The organism is Endozoicomonas numazuensis, from assembly GCF_000722635.1.
Classification (GTDB): Bacteria; Pseudomonadota; Gammaproteobacteria; order Pseudomonadales; family Endozoicomonadaceae; genus Endozoicomonas_A; species Endozoicomonas_A numazuensis.
On record NZ_JOKH01000007.1, the window covers coordinates 16,957 to 42,634 of the forward strand.

Annotated in this window: 22 protein-coding genes; 16 read left to right on the forward strand and 6 right to left on the reverse strand. The window is 45.6% G+C overall.

Annotated elements, in window-relative coordinates; translation table 11 throughout:
- Window positions 1–105 precede the first annotated feature (105 nt).
- The 5 genes from GZ78_RS22290 (at window position 106) to GZ78_RS22310 (ending at window position 4,078) form a co-directional block, all read left to right on the forward strand.
- Window positions 106–912: a hypothetical protein gene (locus GZ78_RS22290; RefSeq protein ID WP_152558890.1), complete on the forward strand. Its 807-nt coding sequence runs from the start codon at window positions 106–108 to the stop codon at window positions 910–912.
- Between the two features lie 91 nt (window positions 913–1,003).
- Complete coding sequence (lspA, locus tag GZ78_RS22295; protein WP_407919817.1) at window positions 1,004–1,600, forward strand: signal peptidase II; 597 nt, start codon at window positions 1,004–1,006, stop codon at window positions 1,598–1,600.
- A gap of 91 nt (window positions 1,601–1,691) precedes the next feature.
- A complete protein-coding gene (locus GZ78_RS22300; RefSeq protein ID WP_034841548.1) occupies window positions 1,692–2,177 on the forward strand; it encodes an FKBP-type peptidyl-prolyl cis-trans isomerase in 486 nt (161 codons plus the stop codon).
- Complete coding sequence (gene ispH, locus GZ78_RS22305) at window positions 2,174–3,118, forward strand: 4-hydroxy-3-methylbut-2-enyl diphosphate reductase (protein WP_034841230.1); 945 nt, start codon at window positions 2,174–2,176, stop codon at window positions 3,116–3,118. The genes GZ78_RS22300 and ispH overlap by 4 nt, the downstream gene beginning before the upstream one ends.
- A gap of 99 nt (window positions 3,119–3,217) precedes the next feature.
- The gene (locus tag GZ78_RS22310) at window positions 3,218–4,078 is read left to right on the forward strand and encodes a D-hexose-6-phosphate mutarotase (protein ID WP_051786457.1); all 861 of its coding nucleotides are present in this window, start codon (window positions 3,218–3,220) and stop codon (window positions 4,076–4,078) included.
- 52 nt (window positions 4,079–4,130) lie between these two features.
- On the opposite strand, the gene GZ78_RS30460 is transcribed toward GZ78_RS22310, so the two are convergent.
- The 6 genes from GZ78_RS30460 to GZ78_RS22340 are packed head-to-tail and all read right to left on the reverse strand — an operon-like array spanning window position 4,131 to window position 12,360.
- Window positions 4,131–4,571 carry a type IV pilin protein gene (locus GZ78_RS30460; protein WP_034841233.1) on the reverse strand — a complete coding sequence of 147 codons (441 nt, stop codon included), beginning with the start codon at window positions 4,569–4,571 and terminating at the stop codon, window positions 4,131–4,133.
- Window positions 4,572–4,586: 15 nt separating this feature from the next.
- The gene (locus GZ78_RS22320; protein ID WP_152558891.1) at window positions 4,587–9,668 is read right to left on the reverse strand and encodes a hypothetical protein; all 5,082 of its coding nucleotides are present in this window, start codon (window positions 9,666–9,668) and stop codon (window positions 4,587–4,589) included.
- A 16-nt stretch (window positions 9,669–9,684) separates the two neighbouring features.
- Entirely contained in the window at window positions 9,685–10,176 is a 492-nt protein-coding gene (locus GZ78_RS22325) for a PilX N-terminal domain-containing pilus assembly protein (protein WP_034841238.1), read from the reverse strand.
- Window positions 10,177–10,178: 2 nt separating this feature from the next.
- Complete coding sequence (locus GZ78_RS22330; protein ID WP_034841240.1) at window positions 10,179–11,339, reverse strand: PilW family protein; 1,161 nt, start codon at window positions 11,337–11,339, stop codon at window positions 10,179–10,181.
- A complete protein-coding gene (gene pilV, locus GZ78_RS22335) occupies window positions 11,336–11,875 on the reverse strand; it encodes a type IV pilus modification protein PilV (protein WP_051786458.1) in 540 nt (179 codons plus the stop codon). The genes GZ78_RS22330 and pilV (GZ78_RS22335) overlap by 4 nt, the downstream gene beginning before the upstream one ends.
- Window positions 11,872–12,360, reverse strand: coding sequence for a GspH/FimT family pseudopilin (locus GZ78_RS22340; RefSeq protein ID WP_034841242.1), 489 nt, complete (start codon window positions 12,358–12,360; stop codon window positions 11,872–11,874). The genes pilV (GZ78_RS22335) and GZ78_RS22340 overlap by 4 nt, the downstream gene beginning before the upstream one ends.
- A 340-nt stretch (window positions 12,361–12,700) precedes the next feature.
- Here GZ78_RS22340 and GZ78_RS22345 point away from each other — a divergent pair, with 340 nt between their 5' ends.
- The 11 genes from GZ78_RS22345 (at window position 12,701) to GZ78_RS22395 (ending at window position 25,675) form a co-directional block, all read left to right on the forward strand.
- Entirely contained in the window at window positions 12,701–13,240 is a 540-nt protein-coding gene (locus GZ78_RS22345) for a GspH/FimT family pseudopilin (protein WP_161787476.1), read from the forward strand.
- 28 nt (window positions 13,241–13,268) lie between these two features.
- A complete protein-coding gene (gene pilV, locus GZ78_RS22350) occupies window positions 13,269–13,778 on the forward strand; it encodes a type IV pilus modification protein PilV (protein ID WP_051786459.1) in 510 nt (169 codons plus the stop codon).
- A complete protein-coding gene (locus tag GZ78_RS22355) occupies window positions 13,775–14,830 on the forward strand; it encodes a PilW family protein (RefSeq protein ID WP_034841246.1) in 1,056 nt (351 codons plus the stop codon). Before pilV (GZ78_RS22350) ends, GZ78_RS22355 begins: the two co-directional genes overlap by 4 nt.
- Before the next feature lie 22 nt (window positions 14,831–14,852).
- Window positions 14,853–15,401 (forward strand): pilus assembly PilX family protein, encoded by a 549-nt coding sequence (locus GZ78_RS22360; protein ID WP_034841249.1) that lies wholly within the window; start codon window positions 14,853–14,855, stop codon window positions 15,399–15,401.
- A 142-nt stretch (window positions 15,402–15,543) separates the two neighbouring features.
- A complete protein-coding gene (locus GZ78_RS22365) occupies window positions 15,544–20,313 on the forward strand; it encodes a pilus assembly protein (protein ID WP_034841251.1) in 4,770 nt (1,589 codons plus the stop codon).
- A 144-nt stretch (window positions 20,314–20,457) separates the two neighbouring features.
- A complete protein-coding gene (locus GZ78_RS22370) occupies window positions 20,458–21,000 on the forward strand; it encodes a GspH/FimT family pseudopilin (protein ID WP_152558892.1) in 543 nt (180 codons plus the stop codon).
- On the forward strand, window positions 21,000–21,536 hold the full coding sequence (gene pilV / locus GZ78_RS27820; RefSeq protein ID WP_051786460.1) for a type IV pilus modification protein PilV: 537 nt from the start codon (window positions 21,000–21,002) through the stop codon (window positions 21,534–21,536). Before GZ78_RS22370 ends, pilV (GZ78_RS27820) begins: the two co-directional genes overlap by 1 nt.
- Complete coding sequence (locus GZ78_RS22380; RefSeq protein ID WP_034841256.1) at window positions 21,533–22,303, forward strand: PilW family protein; 771 nt, start codon at window positions 21,533–21,535, stop codon at window positions 22,301–22,303. The genes pilV (GZ78_RS27820) and GZ78_RS22380 overlap by 4 nt, the downstream gene beginning before the upstream one ends.
- Before the next feature lies 1 nt (window position 22,304).
- Complete coding sequence (locus GZ78_RS22385; RefSeq protein ID WP_034841259.1) at window positions 22,305–22,766, forward strand: hypothetical protein; 462 nt, start codon at window positions 22,305–22,307, stop codon at window positions 22,764–22,766.
- A 36-nt stretch (window positions 22,767–22,802) separates the two neighbouring features.
- Window positions 22,803–25,274 (forward strand): pilus assembly protein, encoded by a 2,472-nt coding sequence (locus GZ78_RS27825; RefSeq protein WP_161787464.1) that lies wholly within the window; start codon window positions 22,803–22,805, stop codon window positions 25,272–25,274.
- Window positions 25,271–25,675: a type IV pilin protein gene (locus GZ78_RS22395; RefSeq protein WP_034841261.1), complete on the forward strand. Its 405-nt coding sequence runs from the start codon at window positions 25,271–25,273 to the stop codon at window positions 25,673–25,675. The genes GZ78_RS27825 and GZ78_RS22395 overlap by 4 nt, the downstream gene beginning before the upstream one ends.
- The last annotated feature ends 3 nt before the right edge of the window (window positions 25,676–25,678 follow it).

Genomic DNA, 25,678 nt, shown 5'->3' on the forward strand with positions numbered 1-25,678 from the left:
TCAATCTGAAGCCTGAAATGCCCGACGTTGTTCGGGCATTTTTTTAGTATGAGCTTTTTTCTCAAGGCTTCTTCTGTCACTCGTGGTGGTTATAGGGGGGTGTAGGTGGAGTTGTTACTGGCAAAAATAGTGGTTTCTGTTGCGGCTGTGATGATTTTGTCAATCATTGCAGAACGAGTCAGTACTCGTGTAGCGGGTGTACTGTCTGGTTTTCCTCTGGGCACTGCAATTACGATTTATTTTATTGGTCTAGATCAGGGGCCGGACTTTGTAGCGAAGGGGGCTTTCCACACTTGTTTGGGGTTTGTTGCCTCATTGATGCTGGTAATCGGCTGGTATCTGGTTGCTCAGAAGGTTACGCAGTCGAAGGTTATTCTGGCTGTTGTGTTCTCTCTATTGGGATTTATGCTCACAACGGCGACACTGAAGTTTGTTCCTGCCAACCATTTTTCGGCTCTTTTATTACCATTTTTCGCAATTTATCTGGCGATTCGGTTTTTGAGGCCAGTTAAAAATATCAAGATTGAAGGCAGAGCACGTTCAAGTTGGAAACTGCTATTAATCAGAGCCATTCTGGCCACCATCATTGTTCTAATTATTACAGGGGTGGCTGAAAGAGTAGGGTCAACCTGGTCCGGTTTGTTCAGTGCTTTTCCTCTTACTGTATTCCCGTTGCTACTGATCATTCATATGACTTACGGGCCATTGCATGTACAGACATTCATCAAGAACTTTCCTTATGGATTGGGCTCACTGGTACTTTATGCTTATTCCATTCACTGGAGTTATCCCTCTTTAGGGGTGGAGTTTGGTACAATAGTTTCTCTTATGGTGGCTGTGGTCTATATGCTGGTTGTTTATTTCTGGACTTCAAAGTCAGTCAATCAAGCAACAGAAAGGCAGGCTTCTTAGGTTATAGGCTTAGAACATTATCTTCTATTTCGGTTTGTTACCATATCGATATTTATGTGACTCGACATAAGATTTAAACTGGGACAGGCTAATGCCCATAGCGGGTGAAATGCCCATAGCGGGTGAAATGCCCATAGCGGGTGAAATGCCCATAGCGAATGAGAATAGTTTAAAACAGGGCCTCAATGGTATGAGAAACAAATCCTGGGGAATGCTCCACTGGTTGTGGATCAGCGGAGCGGTCCTTATTCTGGATCAGGTGGTCAAGCACCGTATAGTGGACAGCTTCTATCTTTATGAACAGATGACTGTGATTCCATCCTTTTTCTCACTGACACTGGCCTATAATACCGGCGCTGCTTTCAGCTTTCTGAGTGATCAGGGTGGCTGGCAACGATGGTTTTTTGTGGCTGTGGCGTCAGTAGTCAGCCTTATGTTAGTCAGCTGGCTCATCAGGATGAAGAAAGAGGAAAGCTGGCAGGCTTGTTCAATGGCTCTGATACTGGGAGGTGCCTTGGGTAACCTCTATGATCGGGTTATGAATGGCTACGTCGTGGATTTTCTGCTGGTGTATTATGATGGCTGGTATTTCCCATCCTTCAACCTGGCGGATGTGGCTATCACTATCGGTGCAGCCATGCTGATTCTGGACATGTTCCGGTCTCATCCGGCGTCTGATCAGAACTGAATGTATTGGATTATGAAGTAGCAGGTATTGTTTAGAATGATGCTGCTTCAGTCTGTGAATGGACTTTTCGAAAGCGGAAGTTAGAAAAACAATGTCTGATGTTGTGGTAGGACCTGGAAGGCAGGTAACTCTGCACTTTGCCCTGAAACTGGAAGACGGGCAGGTGGTAGACAGCAACTTTGATGGCCAACCTGCCACCTTTGTAGTCGGTGATGGGAATCTGCCCAAGGGCTTTGAGCAGGTTATCTACGGCTTATCTGAAGGAGATCAGGGCAGTTTCAGAATTCCTCCTGCCGGAGCTTTTGGTATGCCTAATCCGGAAAATATCAGGGAGTTTGCCAGAGATATTTTCTCTAAAGACATGAGTTCTGGCGATATGGAACTGCAGGAAGGGTTGGTGGTTTCTTTTGCAGATGCTGCCAATACCGAGCTGGCTGGGGTCGTCACTGGACTGACCGACAGTCATGTAGAGGTGGATTTCAATCATCCACTGGCCGGTAAAGAGCTGTTGTTTGAGGTGAGAATTCTGAATATCACCCAGGCGACTCATACACCAGAAAAGAGTGCTGAGGCATGAAAATCAGGCTGGCAAATCCCCGGGGATTCTGTGCAGGCGTTGACCGGGCTATCGACATTGTTAATCGTGCTCTGGATGTTTTTGGGCCACCCATTTATGTGCGTCATGAAGTGGTTCACAATAAATTTGTGGTGGAAAACCTCAAAGCGCGTGGTGCCATATTTGTCGAAGAACTCCATCAGGTGCCGGATGATGTTATTGTCATTTTCAGTGCCCACGGAGTGTCAAAAGCGGTGGAAGAAGAAGCCGATCGTCGTGGTTTGAAAGTCTTTGATGCCTCCTGCCCACTGGTGAAAAAAGTTCATATGGAAGTGGTGCGTTACTCTCGCGATGGTATGGAGTGCGTGCTTATTGGTCATGATGGGCATCCGGAAGTGGAAGGCACCATGGGTCAGTACGATGACGCCAAGGGCGGAAAAATGTACCTCGTTGAAACGGAAGACGACGTACAAAAACTGGAAGTGAATGATCCAAAGCATCTGGCCTATGTTACTCAGACTACGCTTTCTATGGATGACACGGCCCGAGTCATTGATGCCCTTAGAGCCAAGTTTCCTGACATTCAGGGACCACGTAAAGATGACATCTGCTATGCCACTCAGAATCGCCAGGATGCAGTGAAAGCCTTGGCAACGGAGTGTGATGCGGTATTTGTTGTCGGTTCTGTTAACAGCTCCAACTCTAATCGTCTTCGTGAATTAGCAGAAAGAACCGGTGCTTCAGCCTATCTGGTGGATGGTGCAGACGATATTCAGGCTCAGTGGCTTGAAGGTAAAAATAGTCTGGGAATTACTGCCGGTGCTTCTGCGCCTGAAGTGTTGGTTAAAGGCGTCATCAATCGTTTGATTGAGTTAGGAGCGCAAGAACCAGAAGAGCTTGAAGGTGAAGAAGAAAATATTGTTTTCACCATGCCTAAAGAGCTTCGCATCGTAGAAGCTTGATATCACTCCAAAAGCCCACGACAGTGGGCTTTTTGTCATAATCGAATAATAAAATTTATTGCTAAGACATATCTCCTAAAACACGCAGGAAGTTGTGCTATGACTTTTCAAACTGATTCCGCCATCAAACCCAGAATTATGGGGGCATTGCCTGTACTTGAAATTGAAAACCGATTTGCCAAAGCGATGGTTTCTCTACAGGGAGGGCAGGTTTTAAGTTATCAACCCAACGCTCAGGAAAAAGTGCTCTGGATGAGTCCTTTGGCAGATATGACAGAAGGCAAAGCGATTAGGGGCGGTGTTCCGGTTTGTTGGCCATGGTTTGGTCCTCGAAAAGAGGGCGGTCCTAATCATGGTTTTGCTCGTACTGAACTCTGGAAGCTGGAACTGAGTGAAACACTCGATAATGGCGAGACCAGAGTCGTATTGTCTTTACCCATCGACAGCATTCCAGAATGGGATGGAAAAGCGAGTCTGGGAATCGAAGTTATTGTCGGTGAAACATTAAAAATCAAGCTGACTTCCAGAAATACTGGAGAAAAGAAAGTAGAGATCAGTCAGGCGCTGCATACTTATTTTACCGTTTCAAACACCGATCTGATCTGGGTAGAAGGACTGGATAGTAAGCGTTATCTGGATGAAGCGAATGAGGGTAGAGCTTCTATCCAGGATGGAGATGTGACAATACAGGGCGAGGTCGACAGAACTTATATTGACGACACCGATACCTGCATCCTTCACGACCCGGGATTAGGCAGAAAAATCACCATCAAAAAATCAGGCAGCAACGGAACAGTCGTCTGGAACCCAGGCCCAATCCGTGCGGAAAAAATGGCAGACGTTCCTACTCATGATTACAAGGCCATGGTGTGTGTTGAAACGATAACCTTGCCGCAGGTCCCCGTAGAACTGGAACCAGGGCAAAGTCATGTTATGACGGCTGAGATTTTTGTTGAGTGATTTGGTTTTTCTTTTGGGAGGAAGCCCTCAGCTTTGCTGAGGGCTTTTTTGGTTAGTTCCAGGCGTTGGCGAGGGTTCCTGTGCCATTTCTTACCCCGTTAGATTGCAAGGTTATGCGATCATTCAAAGTAATGTTTACAGTACCCGTAGATACTGCCCAGATTGTATAGGTAGTTGCATTGGCTGCATTGATTTGTAAATTGAAATGAGCATTTCCGCTTTCGGGGCTTTGTGTAGCAAAAATGGCTGGCACACCAGTATTGTCAAGATTTCCATCAGAGTTAGAATCTGCAGCAGCACCTAAGTAGCTTCCTGTCTGAGCTCGGTGCCTCTCCATTGCATTGGCTAACCCCAGTAAAGATGCTCGTGCATCTGCAATCGCTGACTCCTGAACATACTGGTTATAACTTGGGACAGCTATTGCAGCAAGAATGCCAATAATAGCTACCACAATCATCATCTCGATCAGAGTAAAGCCGTTATTCTTCTTCATTGTTAAACCCCTGTGCTACTTTATCTGACGCCAGTAAGACTGATTGCCAGTACCTCCTATGGTGCCGCCTTTAATACATTCTGCTCCCACGCAAATCACACCATTCTTCCCATTAGGAAGGATTATGGTTGTTTTGGATGGTATGCCAGTATTGGCTAACTCACCATAACGCTTGCCATCTTCTGTGATGAAGGTAGGCACATCATCCTCAATTTCTCGAACAGGGTTGGCATTTCTCAAGGCAACAGAATAGGCTCGACCCGTTCCAACTGCAGGTGTACAGCTATTGGAATAACCTGTGGAAGGTAAGTAAGTGTTAAAGAAAATTATTTCATTGTAAGTGGTGGATTCAGTCATGACCTTTTCACCGGGGCTTAAGTCAAAGAACCAACCTTTCTCCCAATTTGCAGATTGACTACCAAATACATCACTAACATCTAATGTGTTCGTAACATTAGAAAGCTTGCTATTGTCATGGTGTATTAATGTATGATCTGGTACTTCTTTTTGATTGACATTACTGCTATCTACACTCGGATTGTACAAAGTGGGCATAGCCATCATGTAGAAACGGTCTACTACAGTGTTATTTACTCGCCCTAATGGATCTGGCCTGGTTCCTGAGCCAATAGCTATAGCTATATAGCGTTTTCCATTCATTCTGAAGGCAGAGATGTCTGGTTCAACAAAGAATTTTCTGGCATTAGCAAGAATCTGGCTAGAGCCCCAGTGACTTCTATAGCCCAAGCTTGCTACAACGCCCTCATCATTATCCCACTCACCATTTCCATTGCTGTCTGATGGCCAGACAAGGTTTGTCAGGTTGTTCATCGAAGGCGCTGCACACTCTGAAGATATTGATGACTTGCAGTTGTTGATAAATAGACGCCATACCTGGCCACCGGTATCAGCAAAGAACATCTGATCCGCCAGTCCATCACCTTCAAGATCGATGACTCTAACACTGCCAGGAGTGCTGTAGTTCATCTTATTGAGAGTAAGATTATGAGTTCTGTTATCTACCGCCTGGTCGCCATTTCGGCCTACAAGCTCCCAAGAAGAACTGGTTCCAGGCTCAGGATTAGTACCACCTCCTGTAAGCTCATGGCTAGCTTTATATACCAGTCCTCCTTTCAGTACGCATTGTGGTTTATTTCTAAGTATGTTCGGGCCACAATCTGTGTCATCACTGCCAACTACAGGGACATAAGTCTGTTGGGGATTCCATGCTTGAACACCCCAGGTTGCAAGATCTTGTGTATCAAATTCATGAAGGGAGTCGCTGATAGATGGGCTGCTGGCGGACCAGATAATAGCCCCGGTTTTAGCATCGACAATATAAATAGCATTACCCATGCCTGATTGCTGATAGATATTTGCAGTATCTTCACTTGGGTCATAGCCACCAGTGAAAATCAGAACATCTTTGATGCTGTCATCAATATTATCATCAGTATTGCTGTCTACACCTATTTTGATTTTAGTTTTTACAGGCTTTGACCAAGTCTGGCCTAGCCGCATGAAGTCACCTTCTCCACCTTTGATATACCAAAGTACTTTTGGATTACTGAGGTCAGTTGCATCAATAGCGTAATAGTTTCTACCACCTCTTCGCATGCCTATATAGGCATAGACAAACTCATCAGTGTTCGCATCGGTTCTCGAAAGTTCTTCATATATGTTGTCGTCAGAATCAACGTCAAGAGTATCGGCTCCCCCAAAGAGAACCCCATTTCTGTTTTTATCATTTGTCCAAAGTGTGACGCTGCCATCGAGGCCATAGGGACGAACCTCGCCAGATGAGCGGTCAGTAGTATCGTTTGTATTTAGTTTATCCAGGTTTTGTAACATCTCCTGGGGCATAAATGAAAATTCTTCGATACCTGTTCTAGAGTTTATTGCATGAAGGAAGCCGTCATTGGTCCCTACAAATAAAACAAGTTCTTGATCATCTTCATCGCAAGACAAAGCATTAGAAGTAGTAAAGGTCGCTGTACATTTATATGTAGCCAGTGCTGGTACCGAGTGCAAAGGGTCTCCCAGTTTTGTACCAGGGTCACGAATCCAGTCAATTAACTGATTTCTACGTTCTGTATTTGTTGCATCTAGACCCATAGCTGCAGGTGTAAGCTGTGAATTCCCTCTAATAATTTTATAAGTTGAGTCATTCAGAGCGACAGGCTGACCTGCAGGATTTGATCCAATGAATGTGAATAGCTTTCTTGCACTGGAATCAGGTAGGTTGTCTGCGGCGCCACCTTTATCAACACTTTTACCATCTGCAGGTGCTGAGCTGTCACCCCAGAAACTTCTTGCTGTATCTTTGAAGAAGCCTGTTTCTGGATCTACTGCATCCTCAGAAGGGTCTTTAGCATCGAATATTCCAGCTGGGTCAGTTGATATGGTGTAACGCTTGATGTTTCCTTGCCATCTGTCACTAGGTGAAGGTTTGAATATAGAGTAATAAAGCTGTGAGAGATGGGTTGAGTTATTGTATTGGTTTGCTGCAACCCCAGGGCTGGTGAAGCTGCTTTCACTGCTCTTGGCAGATTCAATGATGTTCTTGAATGCTTTAAGTAGTTCAGCAGTATTGGATGCGCTAGAGAATGTACCCTCTGGGTTTGCCTTTTCTTTAGGATTGGCGAGTGTTTTCAGAAAAATACAAGTGTCACTGTCTTCATCTTCATTAATTACACCATTAGTGCAATCCCCAAGGTCAAACCCAATTGTATGAAGAATTAGTTTATTATCACCAGCTACATTGGATTTAAAGTCAGTATCAAGCATCCAGCCACTCAACGCTTGTCCGCAATCAAGATCGTCATCATTATCTGAGCAGGGCGAACCTGGAACACTGTTGTTTATAAAGTTTCGTGTGCTAGTGCTCAAACCTGTTGGGTCACCATCTGAAAGTAAAACAAGGTGGTTGGTCTGGCAACTTTCCTCAATAGGACTATTGCTTCCTTGAAAATATTTTGCAGCAGTCAGGAGTCTGTCTACAGTAGGTGTACCGCTATCAGGTCTTAAACTGTTTACATAGCTTTTGACTCTATCTCGTACTCGTATCTGAGTTGAGTCGTTATAGCCACTATTCCCTACCCTGATATAGAGTCTTGGAGCATTACCCTGACTACCATTAAAAGAGTAAACTTTTCGACCTGATGTAGGACTGCCCGCTGAGTTGAGAATAAATGACATCTGGTTACCTACACTCCAGCCACTTCGACTCACTATTTCTTGGACGATATCCTTTACATCTGTTGAGCGGTATAGTCTGTTTGATTGCCAGTTTGAATCTATTACCCAAGATGTACTGTTACTGGTTTTAGTTCTTCCTGTAATGGAGCTACTATCTGAAGTAAATGCAGGTGAGTTGTCAATGTCTTCACCGTGTATAGTTACTGTTTCGTTGTTACTGGAATTATCAGAGGCAGTGAATTCTAGAAAAGCTTCAAGAATTGTAGCTCCTTGATTTAGAGGGATATTGTTAAATCTTAAGCCGATTGCCTCATTAGATAGTTCCAGAGAGTTTCGATTCCTTTTCGTTTTATTTTCATCTTTTTGAGCATCGTTCTCGCTTTTTTCAATGCTGGTACTAAAGCGTCGCTTCATGCAACCCGTTCCCGGCATAGAAGGATTGTATTGATAATCAAGCTCCAGTGTTGGTTTATATAAACTATCACCTTCTGAACTGAATGCTTCTCTAAAACCGTTTTCACCGGTTGCAGCTTTTATTACAAAAGCCATTGGGTTTCCGCCACACCAGTTTTGTTTATCAGTTATCGATTGTAAAATGTCTTTGATATCAGCACTATAAACAGCTTCAGGAGGAGTGTTTGTGCCTGGGTTGTAGCTGGGCCAAGGTGTACTATCCCAGGTGACAGGAGGGCTAGTGAGTGATCTGGTTGAAATATTTGATGTGGTTGATGTAAACGTCGGTGGATTTATACTATCTTCGGCCTGGATAGTCATTTTTAAATTATTATTATTTCCACCTTTAGAGAAGAAACGAATTCTAGCGTTGGTTACTATAGCTCCCTGAGGTATATCGACTTCTTCAAATCGAAGCCCTAGTACTTTGTCATCTTCGGGTTGATTTAGTGAATAAGTTAAGCTGAAAGTAGGTTGTTTAGATTGATCTGTATCGTGAGCATCATCGTAGTCGTTACTATTAATATTATCAAAAATAAATGCGATACGATCTGTATTGAAATTAACCGAATCAATGACTTCTTGAACAATGCTAGAAAGATTGGGTGTCATTGTTTTTGAATAATTTGATACAGGGTGAGTATCTGTTCGCCAGGTTACTTCGTTAGAGGTTTTTGAGCGCCCTCTTGGTGTGTTACTTGAAGTACCAAAAAAAGGTGGATTTGCTTGACTGTCTGCTCTTATTTTTAGATTGAGAGGCGTATAGAGCAAGTCATAGCTACCCCATGGAGTAAGAGTGATCCTGGCATCAATAATGTTTGCATTGGATGGGATATCAAGATTGTTGAAAATAAGCCCCGTTGTGTAACTTCCGTGCTGCTCTCTACCAAATCTTAAATGGGAGTCAGTAATCCAGGCGTTACCATTATCTCTCTGGTTTGCAGAAACGTTATGTTGGTTGCCTCTCATAATTGGACCAATCTTAAAGATATTTTTCTCACCTATTGTCAGTGAGTCAGAGTCCAAATCCATTGTTCCTGTGTGTGTTTGTGTGACATCATCAGTGCCTGAATTTATTGCAGGGGCTGATAAGACTTCTCCAGTTAGAGGAAGGTCAATGTCCATTACAGGGTGGTATAGTCCATCAGAATCATCGCTAAGACTGTTGTTGTCCCAATACCTCTGCAGTCCAACATTAATACCTGTAGAGCTGTCTATTACCCTTTGAAACGATTCTTTTAAAACATCAATTCTATCTTGGCTTCCATCAGAAATATCCCATCCCATGGAACCAGAGTTATCCAGTAAAAAAAGTACGTTTGGCTTTATAGTGCTGCTGGAATTAGCACTGTTCAGAAAAATGTCAGTATCGTCTGCCCAGTTGAGTGTACTCGATGTCAAGAGCGAGCTGGTCAGCAGTGCGGTTAAACTATCTTTAATTCTCATCTTTTTATAATCCTGATCACTGATCAACACGACTGGTCAGTTGGCCTCTTTCGAGTACTGATTCTACGTCGTTGTTGTCTCGAATATTTGCTGTACTGAGAGTTTCGTAAACATAAAATTGTGGGGAGCCTTTACCAACTCCTAAACTGTTTCCAGAGTCGACAATTTTTTCAACTAACTTTGATTCTGTCGCAACATCAGTAGTTACACCGCCGTTGACATCGTTATAAACAAAACTACTTTCAAGTCCATTCGAGTTGGGATCACTCATAGCTTGGTCAGCTTGAGACATAAAAAAACTGCTGGATAAAAGAAGGCGGTGAGAGCTTTCGAGACCACTTTCAGCCGCTTGGAAGGACGTGTTTTTTAGCTGATAGTTATGAGAAACTCTTTGCCCCATTGTTGAGAGGCGTGTACTACCAATGGCTACAATAGTGACCAGTAGAAGAATTATAAGGGAGATGAAAAGTATGGCTCCCTGCTGTTGATTGGGTGATGTAGTTCTCATTATTAGCCACTGTTTCTCAATTGAATAGTAGAGGTGAATACTCTTCTCAAGCGGCGGTCATTATTGTTCTGAATAACTAATTCATCGTTGGCTGCATTGAGGTTCTGAATGGGGAATGTGTCAGTTGCAGTAGTCTTTGCTACAGGTGAGCTTGATGCAATCAGTAAACTGATTTTGATATGGGTAATTGCTCCAGGATTGCAATTACCAGTACTCACCTCCGCTGCGGTACAACCAGGGATACACGTTCCTGCTGCAACTGTTCCACTGGCACAGCCGCTTACATAGCGAGTAGATGCGCCTCTTGTAATTCCATAAAGCACTTGTAAATTTTCAACGCCGTCTACCATTTGAACGCCATCTCTAAACAAGGCGAAAACAGGCTGCCCATCTGGACCAGGAATGTTTGTGTCTGTGGCATCTTTGAGAGTATCAATAGAGTATCGAGTGCCTTGATTAGCTATAGTGCCGACCTTGTAAAGTACCGGGCATTTATCATGAGTAGAAACGTCAGACTCAATACATCCGTCTGCAATGACAAAGTCTTTCAACGAAACACTTGCCCCACCTACACCTAATGGATTCATATTATTGTCAGGTGTAATGGTAGTTGGATCAGTCTTACAGTCTGCTCCTTCATCTTCAGGGCTGAAAATCGCAGTCTGTCGACAGTCTGTAACCATGAAGATATCTGTGCTTGAAAAGCACATTTGTCTGTCTAGATCGACATTAGTATTTCCTGGAGCAGAACTTTGGTTAAAGTCCAGTACTCGCACTAGACTTGATCCAGCACCGGGGTTGAGGTAGTTATCAGGTGCGGAAAGCTCTCCTGCGGTCACAATGGTAAAAAAGTCACTATTGGTGCCATTGCCCTCTTCACCAAACACTGACTGGGTTTGAAAATTGAGTATCGAGTTTGGGGCTAACTGTGAATTTGGGGCAACGCAGTTACCTTGGAAGCCCGCCATGCGAACGTCTTTTTTGATGATTTCCATTGCAATTCGGGCACTATCCTGAACTTGAGCAAGTGCAGTTTCCGAACTACTGGACGAAACACTGTCGGCAAACATACGTGTTACACCAAGCATCAGCAACGAGCTGAGCACCAGAGCAATCATCAGTTCAATAAGGCCTAAGCCTTTCTGATAGTGATTACTTCTCATAAATCAAACTCCATACGATAACTACGTGTGATGTCACGGTTTTCAGCACTATCAGCTTCATTCCAGGATAAAAGCAGTGTGAATTCGTTATTATTTCGAGTGATTACGGCAGTAGCTCCGGCGATGCTAGGGCGCCAGGCCGCACCATCAACTCCTATGCCTGCTATATCTGTTATGTTATCGAGCCATTCTCTAACATCTTGTTGAGCAAGTTGACCGCTGTTGCAGCCAATCTGAATACAGTTCGGTGATGCAGGGGCGTTGTCTTGATCTCCAGAAGCATCAACCTTGATTACGTCGTAAGATCCACTAATCGCTTCAGTTCTGTTTTGACGCATTCTTTCAGCTAGGTCATAAGCCAGCATTGTGGCCTGACTTCGAGTCAACGCACTTGAAGAGGATTGAGTACTGATAAGTTGTAGAGATGCCATTCCCAGTAAGCCAATAGCTAGAACAAGAACAGCTACAAGTACTTCGATTAGAGTAAAACCATTAGACTGACTTAAAAGAGAAGGCCGTTTTTTTATATTATTCATTGAACTCTTGCCTGCCCAGCGCCGTTTAGCTGAATAATGTTACAGAAAGCATTTCCTCTGTTATCACAAATGCTTACTCCTATGGTCTGGCCAAGTTGTCCTTCATTATTAAAGCTAATGGGGTTTCCTACAGGTTCGGGAGTGAGCCCTAGGGATACTTGATTACCCCCTTCCAGTCGATCAAATACTTGTAAGACATTAGCCCCTTCAAGAACAATAAATCCGTCTGACCAGTCAGTATCGTTACATGCCGCCTGATTATTCGAACCACAAACTGTAATGGCTACATTTCTTGCAGAAGCTTCACTCCTGGCAAACTGAAGAGCACCTAAAATCCGGTTCGTCTGTGAAGTAATCCTACTGTTCTGAATGGATGCATCAAAACTGGGATAGGCAATGCTGGCGAGTATGGCCAGTATTGCCACAGTGATCATCAGCTCTATCAACGTAAAACCGGAATATTTAACGGGTATCTGAACATCCATGAGAGTGTATTTCTTATTCTTTGTTATCAGTGCTTCTAACGCGCCGGGGCAGTGTGCTGCATCTTTACATGGCAGAGTTGAACACAATGTTTTTTTAGTTGGCAGTTGATACCGATAATCGGTAACTGATCCAGATGAGCTGCGGTGAGCACCTATATTTTTGTGACGATCCTCAAGCTTTTACCCCTTCAAATAAAGCTGTTTTTGCCACTAGTCGGTTCAAGTGATCTTGCTATCAGGCTCTCTGGTCATGCTTTTCAGGTTTGGTAGGAACTACAGCTAAGGTGCAGTAAGAAGTTGGGAAACCTTCTTCTTCATGCTCTGGTGCAGGGAACTGATTATGGTGTTCGGACCCGGTCAAAAGCGGATGAGTAGAGCAGGGATGACACTTCCTGAAATGCTGATCACACTGTCTGTTTTTGCAATTCTTATCGCTATTGCCGCTCCCTCTATGAAAGATATGTTGGCCGATCGCCGTGTTGCTGCCAATACCCAGACTCTTTTTGGCAGTATGTTGTTGGCTCGCAGTGAAGCCATTAAACGACAAAGCCCTGTTTCGATCTGTAAGTCCAGTAATGGGTCAGGGTGTGATAACTCACTGACTAACTGGAACACGGGCTGGCTGGTGTTCGAAGATGAAGACGCCGACGGAATTCTGGAAGCGGGTGATCAGTTGATCAGGGTTTTTGATGATGCTGACTCCCTTGTTTCGGTGCAGTGGAACAATGGCAATACATTAGGTTTTAACCATCATGGGCAGGCTCGACAGGCAGGATCTTTTACTTTGTGTGAAGCTAACTCAAATGGTTTTGAAATCAGACAAATTGTTCTGAGTATGACTGGGAGAGCAAGAGTGTCTGAATCGGGAACATGCAACTGATCAAACGGTGATAACTAGTGAGGTGCGTATGAAAGGAAGTACACGCAACCTGAATAGAACGGTTTACCAGAGAGGTATTGGCCTGATTGAGGTTATGGTAGCTCTGATGGTGATTTCTGTCGGTGTACTGGGTATGGCGGGTCTGCAAACCAAAAGTCTTCAGCATAATCAGTTTGCTTACCTTCGCTCTCAGGCCGTGATTATTGTCAATGACATGATGGACCGGATTCGAGCGAATAGAACCGTAGCGGCCAGTGGTAGTCATTATATTGTTACTGAGTCAGAGCATGTCGCCGCTGGTTGTACCACCAATGATTTTATCAATAGCTGTGAATCAGCCTCCTGCAGCGAGTCTCAATTAGCTACGTATGATCTTCAGCAATGGAAATTCCAGATGGCCTGTCAGTTGCCTGATGCAACAGGCTCAATTGCTATAGAAAATACTGCCTCAGGCCGTGTTTATGTCATCACTTTGAAGTTCAACGACTCCCATAGTGCCGAAGCAGCACGAGAAGTTGTGCTGAGGAGTGCATTATGATTAGACAGTTAGTGAAACAAGCTGGCTTGTCTCTGGTGGAGATGATGGTCGCGATGCTACTGGGGCTCATTCTCATTGCGGGCATTGGACACCTTTTCCTCAGTGCCAATCGTACCTATATGTTGCAGGATGAACTTTCCAGAATACAGGAAAATGCTCGCTTTGCTATTGATCTCATTGCTCGGGATATTCGAATGGCAGGCTCAACGGGATGTCCTTTCAGTGCAGAACTTGCCAATGCAATATTCACAGGTACTAATGATCGAACTTGGATGGCTCATTTTGATAAGGGTATTTTAGGTATTCCATTGGCGAATAACTCTCACATCGATAGCAGTGCTATTTCAGAGAGTATTGTCATTCATCGGGTTGATCAGGAAAACGCTTTAACGGTCACCAGTCATAATACCGGGACGGCCAGAATGACGCTCTCCGTTCCCCATGGTTTTACTCAGGGCGATCTTCTGGCAGCGGTTCGCTCAGACTGTCAGGGGGTTTCTGTATTCAAGGCAGGAGCCAACACTTCTGGTTCAACGGTCTCTCACGAATCAGCATCCAGCGGTTCATTATATAACTGCACCAGCCAGCTCGGTGGCACCTATAACTGTTTGACGTCTGCTGGTGACGCCAAGGTTGAGAATCATACTGGTTCAAACGTATATCCTCTGTCGTCTGTTGCCTACTACCTTCGAGAAAGTAATGGTGTGCCCAATTTGTATCGAAGGTTTTCCGGTGAAACTTCATCTGGAGCCATTAATTTTGCAGAAGCTCTTCTCGAAGGTGTAGAAGGTTTAAACCTGCGTTATGGCTATGACAGTGATGCAGATGGTATTGCTAATCAGTATCGCACTGCCAGTGATATTGGTTTGTTCAGCATGGACTGGAGAAACGTCACCAGTGTCAGAATGGAAATACTGGTAAGAAGTTTTCAGGAAGTGACAGACACCCCTCAATCTTATTTCTTTGCCGGAAATCGAATAACGCCAAACGACAACTATTTACGCAGAACCTTTGTTTTAACTATGGAGTTGCGGAATCGGATTCCGCAGTGAGGGTAGTAGTATGAGGAGCCCGATGAAGTATCAACCGGGAAGTGTTCTGCTGGTCAGTCTGGTACTGCTATTGATTTTAACCGTAGCGGGTATTACTTCAATCAGAATGACCAGTCTGGAAGAAAAGATGACCGGTAATTTCCGAAATGAACAGTTGGCTTTTCATTCCGCTGAAGTAGGTGTGCTGGAAGCTGAAAGTTATGTCGAGAATACAGTTTTTTCTCTCTCAAATTTTGATTCTGGTTGCAGCAATGGACTGTGTTTTAGTGGCTCTAACAGCATTGATGTAGGAACGTGTGAAAACGGCACGGCTAAGCCCTGGGAAGATGAGTCTGTCTGGACAACCTCTACTAAACATAGAACCACGGTCATCAATCTGGCGGGTATTTCTGCTCAAGCCAAATACATTGTTGAGTTCAGGTGTTATTTACCCAAGGAAAGTGATGGGCCTATTCCAGATCCAGCCAGTTTTACGGATTGGGCTCAGTTTTATCGAATTACTGTTTTGGCTACCGGGGGCTCAACTGATGCCCGGGTGATGCTTCAGACGACGTACAAGAAGAATGACTAGGAGCCTGACCGAGAATAGTGGTCGAGAATAGTGGTCGAGAATAAAATTCAGTAGAACGAGGCCATTTTTCTGGATTTTAGGCCGACCGGCCTATTCGCGGTCAGGCTTCTGGCTGAGCATAAAAGGTGCAAGGAGTGCAGTCATGAAGATAAAGCAAATGCTGATCAATAGCCTGTCAATATGGATAGTCTGGGCATCTTTTGCATCAGCCAATCCTTCATCGAATCTCTATTCTTCTGTTCCGCCTTTGTTAAGCCGCAGCTCAGAACCCTTGGTGATGTTGGTTATGTCCGTTGATCATGAACTGTTTAAAAAGGCTTATCCGGATTACTCGGATCTGGATGGTAATGGTCAGTTGGATGTGACTTATAAAGACAGTTTTGAGTACCTGGGGTACTTTGACAGCCAGTGGTGCTATTCCTACAGCTCCTCCAATGGTCGTTATTCACCTGTGGTGCAGGCAACAGGTGTGAATAGTCATTATTGTGATACGTCTGGTGCTGAATGGAGTGGTAACTTTCTGAATTGGGCGACCATGAGTCGAATGGATATTCTGAGAAAAGTATTATTTGGCGGTAAACGCTCTTCAGATACATCCTCTCTGACCGTTTTGGAAAGAGCCTATTTGCCCAGGGATATTCATGCTTTTGTCAAAGTATACAGTGGCAGCGACTTATCCAGCCTGACACCCTACAGTGGCTCAGTGAGTCTCTGTAATCTGGCCACCAGCGAAAATGGTGACCCAAAAGTTCGTGTAGCTTCTGGCCAGTGGCCTCGATGGGCTTCAACTGAAGTTATTCAGTGCCAATGGGGAACATCTAACAGTCCTTCCAGCAGTTATCAGTTAACAGAAAATACGGTCAGGGTTGAGTCCTGTGTTGCTGGAAAGGATGCCACTACATCGGATCGGTGCAGACAATATTCCAGCGGTAATTCAAAGCCTGTAGGCATACTGCAGCGTTATGGTGAAGACGGCAGTATTCGTTTTGGTTTGATCAGTGGCAGCTACGACAAGAACATCTCGGGTGGTTTACTGCGGAGAAATATTTCCAAAATTGGCGGTAACTCGTCGTCTGCAGATGATGAGCTGAATGTCTCTACGGGTATTTTTAACAGTTCTGTTAATGGCATTATTCAGCATATCAACAGCTTCAGAATGGCCAAGTACAGTTACAGTGAGAACAAATATACGGATTGCGACACTTACGGTATTTCTATTGATACTTTTAAAGCCGGGCGTTCAACCTATTCCAATCGACATTGCAGTAATTGGGGGAATCCACTGGCTGAAATGTATCTTGAAGCGTTGAGATACTTCGCAGGGCAGTCATCTCCTTCCAGTGATTTTAATACCACTGCGGATACTCAATTCGTCTCAGGTCTTTCTACTGAGTCCTGGATTTCACCTGTCACCTCTGCCAATGCTTGTGCCAACTGTTCTATTATCCTGCTGTCCAGTGGGTTGAACTCATTTGATTCTGATGAACTGGCCAGTAGTGCTGATTTGCCCGGTTTGTCTGGTACTTCCAGCGTAAACAGCAAAACAGATGAAGTAGGCGAGCTGGAGTATAACAATAGTTTTGCAGGGAATTACCTGGTAGGTGGTACTGGATCAACACGACAATGTACTGCCAAATATCTCAATGGTCTGTCCGAAGCTAAGGGGCTTTGTCCAGAGCTGCCTCAGCTTGAGGGAAGTTATCAAGTTTCTGGATTAGCGTTCTACGGTAATCAGACGGATATGAACGCCACTCTCGACGGCGTACAAAAAGTGAAAACCTATTCAATTCAGCTGGCGGAGAGTATGCCCAGCTTTACCTTGAATGCGGGTGGTAAAAGTGTCACGTTCCAGCCGGTTTGTCATACCAGTTCTAACTTTGGATCAGAAACCAATTTCTCTGGCAGTGGTAGTGATTGTACCTTGACCGACGTAGTGGTCGAAAATGTCGTTCTGAATTCTGAAGGGGAGGTAGTAGAAGGTAGCTTGTTGTTTACCTGGGAGGACTCACTCTGGGGAAATGACTTTGATTATGATGCGTCCTCAAGAATTAAGTTTTGTGTGGGAGCACAGTGCACAGCGACTTCAGATTCAGCCTTGAGTATCAGCAGCTTTGGCAGTGATCAGGTAAGAATGGCTGTTCAGGTGGACGGTGTTTATGCCGGGTTAAACCTCAGGTTCAGCTATACCATGACGGGGACATTCGACGATGGGTTGAAAAATGATTTTGTCTATAAAGGACAGAGTCAGTATGAGGTCAATAATTTTACGGCCAGTGGTAACTCTGCTGGTCTCCTTGAAAAGCCTCTCTGGTTTGCTGCTAAATACGGTGGCTTTGTTGATCTCGATGGCGATGGAACCCCCAAGTACGATGACAATGGTGATGGTGTATCGGATGATGACAGAGAATGGGACAGTCGAAATAATACGACGGGTTCTATTGGTTCTGATGGCTTACCTGACAACTACTATTTTGCACGTAATCCCAGTCAGCTAGAAGCTCAATTAGGACAGGTTCTTCAGGATATTGCCAGCAGGGTTTCTTCCGCTACCAATGCAGCCCTCTTCTCTAATAGTCAGACCGGTACAGGTGTGCTCTATCAGGCATTATTTCAGCCCACTATGGAGTACAACGGTAAGACTATCTCCTGGGGAGGAATGCTTCACGCTCTCTTTGTCGATAGCAGAGGGTTACTCCGGGAAGACAGTAATGGTAATAACAGACTGGATGATTATTCTTCAGACAAAGTCGTGAAATTGATTTTTGATCCTAATTCCAACCAGACACTTCTCCAGCGATACGCTACTTCTGATTCAGGAATCACCCTGACACCTGATGGAGCTTTACAGTCCCTGAATCAACTGGATGCAATTTGGGATGCAAGGGATCAGTTGTCCAACCTGACTAACCTTACCAGTCAACGTACTTTTAGTGCCCTGGCTTCGGGAGGGCGTCATATTCTGACCTGGCTCGATGAAGATAATGACGGTGTTGTTGATTTAGGTGAAACGCTGCCACTGACGTCTGATACATTCAGTGGTAATGAAGGCTATCTCGGAGTGACAGCTTCTGAAGTCACAAATGTTATTAATTATGTTCGTGGTGAGGAAATTTCTGGAACCCGGCCAAGAACTATTGATTACGATGAAGACGGAGATAATGATGTCTGGCGTCTTGGTGATATTGTTCATTCAACCCCACAACTGGTTTCCTCTCCAGGCAGCCGGTTTGATGCGCTCTATTCTGACTCCACTTACACCACTTTCTATAACCAGTACAAAAACCGACGCCATGTTCTTTATGTTGGGGCTAACGATGGAATGATCCATGCCTTTAATGGTGGATTCTGGGACGAAAGCAATTATGGCTACAACACCACAGGTGATAATAATGAAGTCAGTCACCCTTTAGGGGCAGAGCTTTGGGCCTATACACCTATGAATTTGCTGCCCCATCTGCAGTGGCTGAGAGAGCCGGATTATCCTCATGTGTATTATATGGATGCTGAGCCCATAACGTTTGAAGCCAACATTTTCGACAGTAATGACAGTGACTATCCGGGAGGTTGGGGAACCATTATGGTGATGGGCATGCGTCTGGGTGGAGGAAATTATGATGTGACTGTGGGGGGTAATACCAAAACAATGCGCTCTGCTTATGTTGTGCTGGATATTACCAACCCTGAGGAGCCTCCAAAACTTCTGGCGGAAGTGACCCATCCGGAGCTGGGCTTTACGGCCTCTCGTCCGGCACTTGTAAAGCGGCGTGTGGCGGCCAGAAATGCTCAGGGGGAAGACGACTGGAGTCAAACGCCTACGACTAATGAATGGTACCTGGTACTGGGTTCGGGTCCTATAGGAACAGGAGAATCCGGAACTCGTACTGCCCTGGATGATGGATCAAGTAACCAGAATCTGAAGCTCTTCGTTTATGATCTGAAAAACCGATCATTTGTCTCTGGAATGGCTCCTTTGGATTCAGGTATCTCACAGGCTTATGGGGGCAGTATTACTGCCGTAGACTGGGATCGGGATTATAAAGATGATGCTGTTTATCTGGGATCGATTGAAACGGGTGCTTCTACTCTTGATGGCAAGCTACTGAGATTGAGGCTGCAGGATGATTTGAGCAGCTCAACACTGACTACGCTTCTTGATACCCAAAAGCCGGTTTCAGCTGCTCCCATTGCTTTGTCGGATAAAAATCATCACTGGTTGTATGTAGGGAGTGGAAGGCTGCTAACTTATGATGATAACCGCACCTCTCAAATACAGTCTTTTTATGGATTTAAGGAACCACAGAACAGCAGTGGTAATTTGACTTACGGTTCTGTTCTTTTATCCAGTCTGGTCAATACCACGGATGTTCAGGTTTATACCAATGGCTCCATCAATAAGAAAACCAGCAATGGTGATGTTGCCTTTACTGTGGATTCCTCAACCGTCAGCAGTTTCACGGGACTTCAGTCAGTCATTACGGGTAAAAGTGGCTGGATGCTTGATTTGAAGAGTGATGGTGTTATCCCTGCGGGTCGGGCGATTACTTCTGCCTCCCGATTGTTTTCATTGATTCTGTTTACCGAATACACGCCATCTGCAGACAGCTGCCGAGTGGATGGCTCCAGCGCCTTGATGGGGCTGAATTACCAAACGGGTACCGCGACACCCGATCCTATTCTTGGTGAGCAGGATCTGGGCGAGCAGGTTAGTTACGACCTTTCTATTAGCAGGATCAATCTGGGTTTGGGGTATGCTTCATCGCCTGTTATTCATCAGGGAACCGGAGGCAATCGTACCGCCGTTACCCAGGGGGCAGGAGGCAGTATCAGCAGCCACGAATTAAATTATCGTTTTCAGACGTCAGGAAGAATGTCATGGCGACAGATCTTTGGCATTCCCTGGGGAAGCCATTAATTGTCTGATCCTCGTCAATTCTTTGAAGATATCACTATAGGCAGCATCCGCTTCACGCCCGGATTAGCCGCCCGTCACTCGTTAAACCCCCGGTAATAAGTCTGTTCCTAAAGTTGAAGTGTTATTCTGTGCAGGAAGCAGGTCGTGTCCAGACGTAGCTTTGCAATGATCAGGCCCAAAAGCATGAAAGGGCTGACCTTAATCGAGATTATGATCACTATTCTTCTGGTGGGTATCATCGGTTCCATGACTGTTTCCATGGATTCTGTTGTGCAGTCCTTTCGAATGGATTTTTACAATCAACGGGTCTTCAGTAGTCTGGTTCTGGCTCGAAGTGAGGCAATAAAGAGAGGGGTTAATGTCAGTGTCTGTCGCAGTCAAAACGGGATAAGTTGCGACACCTCTGACAGCAACTGGAAAGCCGGCTGGCTGGTTTTTGTGAACCCCAACAATAACAATGTGGTTGATCCGGGTGAAGACATTATCAGGGTTTACGGAGTGATTGATCGGGAAGTCACAATCAATCTGGACGCTGGGAATACAGTAACCTTTATTCCCAGAGGCAGCCCATCGGTGATTCGTACTATCAGGTTATGTCCCACGGACGGGGTAGGCACCCCAATAAGAACTGTTTCTATGACAGCCACTGGTCAGATTCGAAAAACCTCTTCCACAGGGGATTGCTGATGAATTGTCTAAAAAGAGCTCCCGGCAAAGAGTTGCATCATAACGAAGCTGGATTTGGTCTGATTGAAGTTCTGGTCAGTGTGCTGATCTTTCTGGTAGGGATACTGGGAATGGCCGGCATGCAGGCTCAGGCAGTAAGGGCCACCCAGGACAGCCTGCAGCGATCTCAGGCTACCTGGCTGGCGAACGAAATGTCTGAGCGTATCAAGGTGAACGTTTCGGGGTTGGAGTCGGGTATCTATCAAAGTACTGCCCAGACCGCCAGTAACAACATTTCATCGTATTGTGCGGGTGCTGTCCCCAGGCAATGTATTGCCAGTGCCTGTAATGCCGATGAAATGGCAGCCTTTGATGTTCATGATCTTATGTGTCGCAACGCCAGAGTATCTGATCAACAGATGACCATCAGTTGTTCAGCGACCCCCTGTAATTCTGGTGAAACTGTGTCGATAACACTTCTATGGGAAGCTAGAGGAGGCATTGGTAGCCTGTCTCTGGCTCAAAAGTCACTGACTTTGACGTATCGACGGCAATGACCAAAAAATCCATATCTCGACAGCAAGGCTTATCGTTAATTGAACTGATGCTGGCTCTGGTCATAGGGCTATTGATCAGTAGCACCTTTCTGCAACTTATGCTGAACAGCAGCCGCTCCACCTATTTCCATGAAGACCTGGCTCTGGCTCAGGAAAATGGTCGCCACACTATGTATTTATTAAGTCGAGCCATGAGGCAGGCAGGCTACAGCAATGCAGTAAACAGTCTTGTACCCCCCTTTTTTACGGGGGGGTGTGGTAGCGCATCACAGTGTACTTTTGATGGTGGCGGTACTGACAGTGATCAGGTCGCGGTCCAGTTTCTCCCCCAGAATGGTGAAGATTGTGCCGGTAACAGTGTTCCTGCAGGGGAACTGACGGCCGATGTTTATTATGTGGCACCTGATCCCTCTAATGACAACATCGAATCCCTGTTCTGCCGAGGCTACAACCCGGCTAACTCCACTGCCAGAGGTGCAGCAAGGGCCGTCATTATTGGTATTGAACGACTGCAGGTGGTTTATGGGGTTACTAATAATGATACCGGGAATGTCCATCAGTATCTTGCTGCCAATGATGTGACGGATTGGCAGGATGTTCGAAGTGTCAGGGTCGGGGTTCTGGTGAATTCTGGGCAGCAGGTTCGTTCATTTGATCAGAGAACAAGAACTTACAACTTGCTGGAAAGTGGCACATTGACTCTAAACGACGGACGTCCCCGGTATGTCTTTACCACTGCGTCCAAACTCAATAACACCGGGTTCTAGTATGGGGCATATTCATAAAGCCAGACAGCAGGGTGCGATCATGCTTATGACCATGATCATTATGCTGGTGATGTTATTCTCGGGATTGTTTGTCATGGAGATGGCCATTGTTGAGGAAATGGCCGTCAGTAATGAGCAGCGAAGGCTGCAGGTCTATCAGGTGGCCTACAGTGAACTGGATGGACAATATGAATATCTGGTCGCCAACTCCAGTGTTTTACTGGATGCTACTGCAGCAGATGTCCCCCTGACCATTATTCAGAACCCCTCTAGTTGTTCGGACCCCACTCAAGTCTGTCAGACAGCCACTCTGAGATACATAGGGGAAGCACCGCCTCCTCCGGGTTACAGTTTGGGGAAGTTTGTTGGCCTGATGTTCGAAATCGACAGTGTTGCTACGCTGGGCACAACAGGCGCACGATCAAGTCAGACCCTCGGTTTTACCTATGTTACCTCTCTTTGAGTTAACCTGATGGCTGTTCTGCCGATGGAAACAGCCATGAGCAAAGAAAAATACAAAAACGTCAGACGCAGGTTTTTCAGCTTGAGTCGTCATCTATTTCCAATCCTTATGATCTGCGTGTTGTATTTTGCGGGAGCGCAGGCTGATGATACGGATCTTTTGGGCAGTGGACAGGTGCACGCTCTGGGGTTTGCTGCCCCGGGGTCAGTCAGTGATGCTTCAAACCGGCTACAAAGCTCAGATGAGCTCTACTACATTTTGCTGCGGTCTGATAATGGTCCCAGCTGGCGTGGAAATCTGAAGCGCTACCAATTGGGAACAGATAACAAGGTTTATGATGCCAATGGCAGTCTGGCAATTGACTCATCCACCGGCTTTTTTACCAGTGGCTCCAGAAGCTTTTGGAGCAGCGCTAATGATGGAAACAGTGCTACTTCTGGAGGGATGGCCTCTCATCTGACTCAGGGCAGGCTGTTGGTTTCCAATATTACGGGTGATAACAATGTCACTCTGAATACTTCGGGCAATCACGTCAGTGAGAATAATTCAGGCATTACTACTGAAATTCTGGCATTGGCCGGAAGTGCTGCAGCGACTAACCGTACCAATGTCCTCAGATGGGCCAGAGGCATCGATGTTGATGACGAAGACAGTGATGGTTCCTCAACGGATAACCGGACCAGTATCGGTGATCCAATGCACACTCAACCCACAGTCATTACTTACTTCAAGAACAGTACCGGATCTGTTGTAGATCGAACGGTCTATTTCACCACCAATGATGGCTTTTTACACGGTGTGAATACGGAGAATGGCAGCACTGAATTCTCATTTATTCCCAAAGAATTGTTGGTCAATCTGAAAATCTATAAAGATAATCTGGCTGAAGGAGCAGACTACAATACAGGCCCGTCGTCCAATGGGGGTTGCGTCTGGAACTACAAAGTACCAGGCATGTGTATTCCTGAGGTCTGGTGCAGTTACCAATATCGTCTGTTTGATATACACCGTTCTGACAGTTGTCGTTTGGTCGCACCCCGATCCGACGGTGACTGTGACTGGGATTATGGGGCAGCCCGCTGTCAAAATAGCGAGTTTTGCGAGTATAAGTATCGTTTTGGTGATACCAACCTGGATCAAAGTTGCAGGCTCAGGAGTAATCCTCAACTGCCGCCTCCCACCGTGGACAGCCTGCCCGTCAAAGTGTATGGCATGGACGGGCCCATGACCGTTTGGATCAATGATGCTAACGGAGATGGAGATGTTTTACAGGCCAATAATGGTTCTCCCGACTCCGGTGAGCATGTTTATCTTTATCTCACCATGAGGCGAGGTGGCAGTAATATTTATGCTCTGGATGTGACCCATAGAAACAGCCCGGAATTGAAATGGGTGATCCGGGGGGACAAGGATAAAAACCATCAGGTAGATAGCATCAAACTGAATCAGGATTTTCCTGAGTTGGGGCAAACCTGGTCAGCGCCTATTTTGGCGAGGGTTCGGTTCAATGGATCTGAGCGGCAGGTTCTGTTCTTTGGAGGTGGTTATGATCAGGATGCCGACGAGCAGACTACTATCGGTAACAATGACATCGGACGTGTTATTTATATGGTGGACGCCAACACAGGCCAAAAATTATGGTCGGCTGGTGTCAGTGGTACCAACCTGAACTTGTCCGACATGAAATACAGTATTCCTGCTGATCTTGCAGTCATCGATATCGACAGGAATGGGCTGACGGATTACTTTTTTGCTGCCGATATTGGTGGGCAGGTCTGGCGATTTGATATTAATCAGAATAATACTGGCGCCGCAAACTTTGCTGCCGGAGCACGTATTGCTAAATTTTCCGGGAGTTCTCAAGCTGATGCCCGCCGGTTTTATGAAGGGCCGGATGTTTCACTTTCCAGATCTGCTGAACACCTTAATATTGTTGTGGGCAGTGGCTTCAGAGCAAAACCACTGGGCACCCAAGTGAATGATAGGCTTTATGTCTTCCGCGATCCCAATATCTACAATGCCCCTGCCAGCTATAACTACAATGGCAGTTCAATTATTAATGAGTCAGCGCTCTATGACGCGACAGATAACCTCGTACAGCAAGGGAATGCGACTCAGAGGGCAACTGCCCTTAGCTCTCTTGGTAGCCAGAAAGGCTGGTATATCCGCTTTGAAACGTCAGGGGAGAAGCTGCTGGGCAGACCCACTGTCTTCAACAATGTTTTGACCTTTACGACTTATGCGCCAAGTAGCGGCGGTACCAATTTCCTGTATGTTTTAAATATTGATAATGGCAGTGCCGTGCTTGATCTTGATGGTGACAGCTCTGTGGTCAAGGGAGACCGCAAGCGACAGTTGAGGTACAGCACTTTATCTCCATCACCTACCATTCATAACCGGAGCAATGAAGGCGCCGATATTTGTGTGGGAGGGGAGTGTTTTCAGGATATTCTCAGGGAGGCGGGTTCGATACCCTTCCACAAAACCTTCTGGAGGGAAAACCAGTGAGTGGAGAAAAAGGATTTACACTGCTTGAAATCATTATTGTGGTGGCCATTATTGGCATTCTTGCTGCTATTACCGTCCCGGCTTACAACGAGTATGTTATTCAGTCCCGGCGAAGTGAGGGCATATCAGCCCTGTTGACCATTATGCAGCAGCAGGAACGATATTTTACTGAGCAACTGACGTATACCGACGATCTCTCGGATCTGGGTTATACATTGAATGGCTCAAATGAGGTCGAATCTGAGAATGGTCATTATCTAATCAGTGCTGCTGCGTGTTCTTCTCTGACTATTACTCAATGTGTCGTATTGACCGCTGCCCCTCAAGGTGTTCAGGCTTCCGACGGTGATCTGACGTTGAACAGTCGAGGAACCAGAACACCTCTGAATGCCTGGCAATAACGT

Coding starts and splice junctions, on each gene's coding strand:
- GZ78_RS22355 (WP_034841246.1), top strand. CDS start 13,775: ATGATTAGACAGTTAGTGAAACAAGCTGGCTTGTCTCTGGTGGAGATG.
- GZ78_RS22340 (WP_034841242.1), bottom strand. CDS start 12,360: ATGGATGTTCAGATACCCGTTAAATATTCCGGTTTTACGTTGATAGAG.
- GZ78_RS22360 (WP_034841249.1), top strand. CDS start 14,853: ATGAAGTATCAACCGGGAAGTGTTCTGCTGGTCAGTCTGGTACTGCTA.
- GZ78_RS22345 (WP_161787476.1), top strand. CDS start 12,701: ATGGTGTTCGGACCCGGTCAAAAGCGGATGAGTAGAGCAGGGATGACA.
- ispH (WP_034841230.1), top strand. CDS start 2,174: ATGAAAATCAGGCTGGCAAATCCCCGGGGATTCTGTGCAGGCGTTGAC.
- pilV (WP_051786458.1), bottom strand. CDS start 11,875: ATGAATAATATAAAAAAACGGCCTTCTCTTTTAAGTCAGTCTAATGGT.
- GZ78_RS27825 (WP_161787464.1), top strand. CDS start 22,803: ATGAGCAAAGAAAAATACAAAAACGTCAGACGCAGGTTTTTCAGCTTG.
- GZ78_RS22325 (WP_034841238.1), bottom strand. CDS start 10,176: ATGAGAACTACATCACCCAATCAACAGCAGGGAGCCATACTTTTCATC.
- GZ78_RS22320 (WP_152558891.1), bottom strand. CDS start 9,668: ATGAGAATTAAAGATAGTTTAACCGCACTGCTGACCAGCTCGCTCTTG.
- GZ78_RS22380 (WP_034841256.1), top strand. CDS start 21,533: ATGACCAAAAAATCCATATCTCGACAGCAAGGCTTATCGTTAATTGAA.
- GZ78_RS22300 (WP_034841548.1), top strand. CDS start 1,692: ATGTCTGATGTTGTGGTAGGACCTGGAAGGCAGGTAACTCTGCACTTT.
- GZ78_RS22330 (WP_034841240.1), bottom strand. CDS start 11,339: ATGAGAAGTAATCACTATCAGAAAGGCTTAGGCCTTATTGAACTGATG.
- GZ78_RS22365 (WP_034841251.1), top strand. CDS start 15,544: ATGAAGATAAAGCAAATGCTGATCAATAGCCTGTCAATATGGATAGTC.
- GZ78_RS30460 (WP_034841233.1), bottom strand. CDS start 4,571: ATGAAGAAGAATAACGGCTTTACTCTGATCGAGATGATGATTGTGGTA.
- GZ78_RS22310 (WP_051786457.1), top strand. CDS start 3,218: ATGACTTTTCAAACTGATTCCGCCATCAAACCCAGAATTATGGGGGCA.
- GZ78_RS22385 (WP_034841259.1), top strand. CDS start 22,305: ATGGGGCATATTCATAAAGCCAGACAGCAGGGTGCGATCATGCTTATG.
- lspA (WP_407919817.1), top strand. CDS start 1,004: ATGCCCATAGCGGGTGAAATGCCCATAGCGGGTGAAATGCCCATAGCG.
- pilV (WP_051786460.1), top strand. CDS start 21,000: ATGAATTGTCTAAAAAGAGCTCCCGGCAAAGAGTTGCATCATAACGAA.
- pilV (WP_051786459.1), top strand. CDS start 13,269: ATGAAAGGAAGTACACGCAACCTGAATAGAACGGTTTACCAGAGAGGT.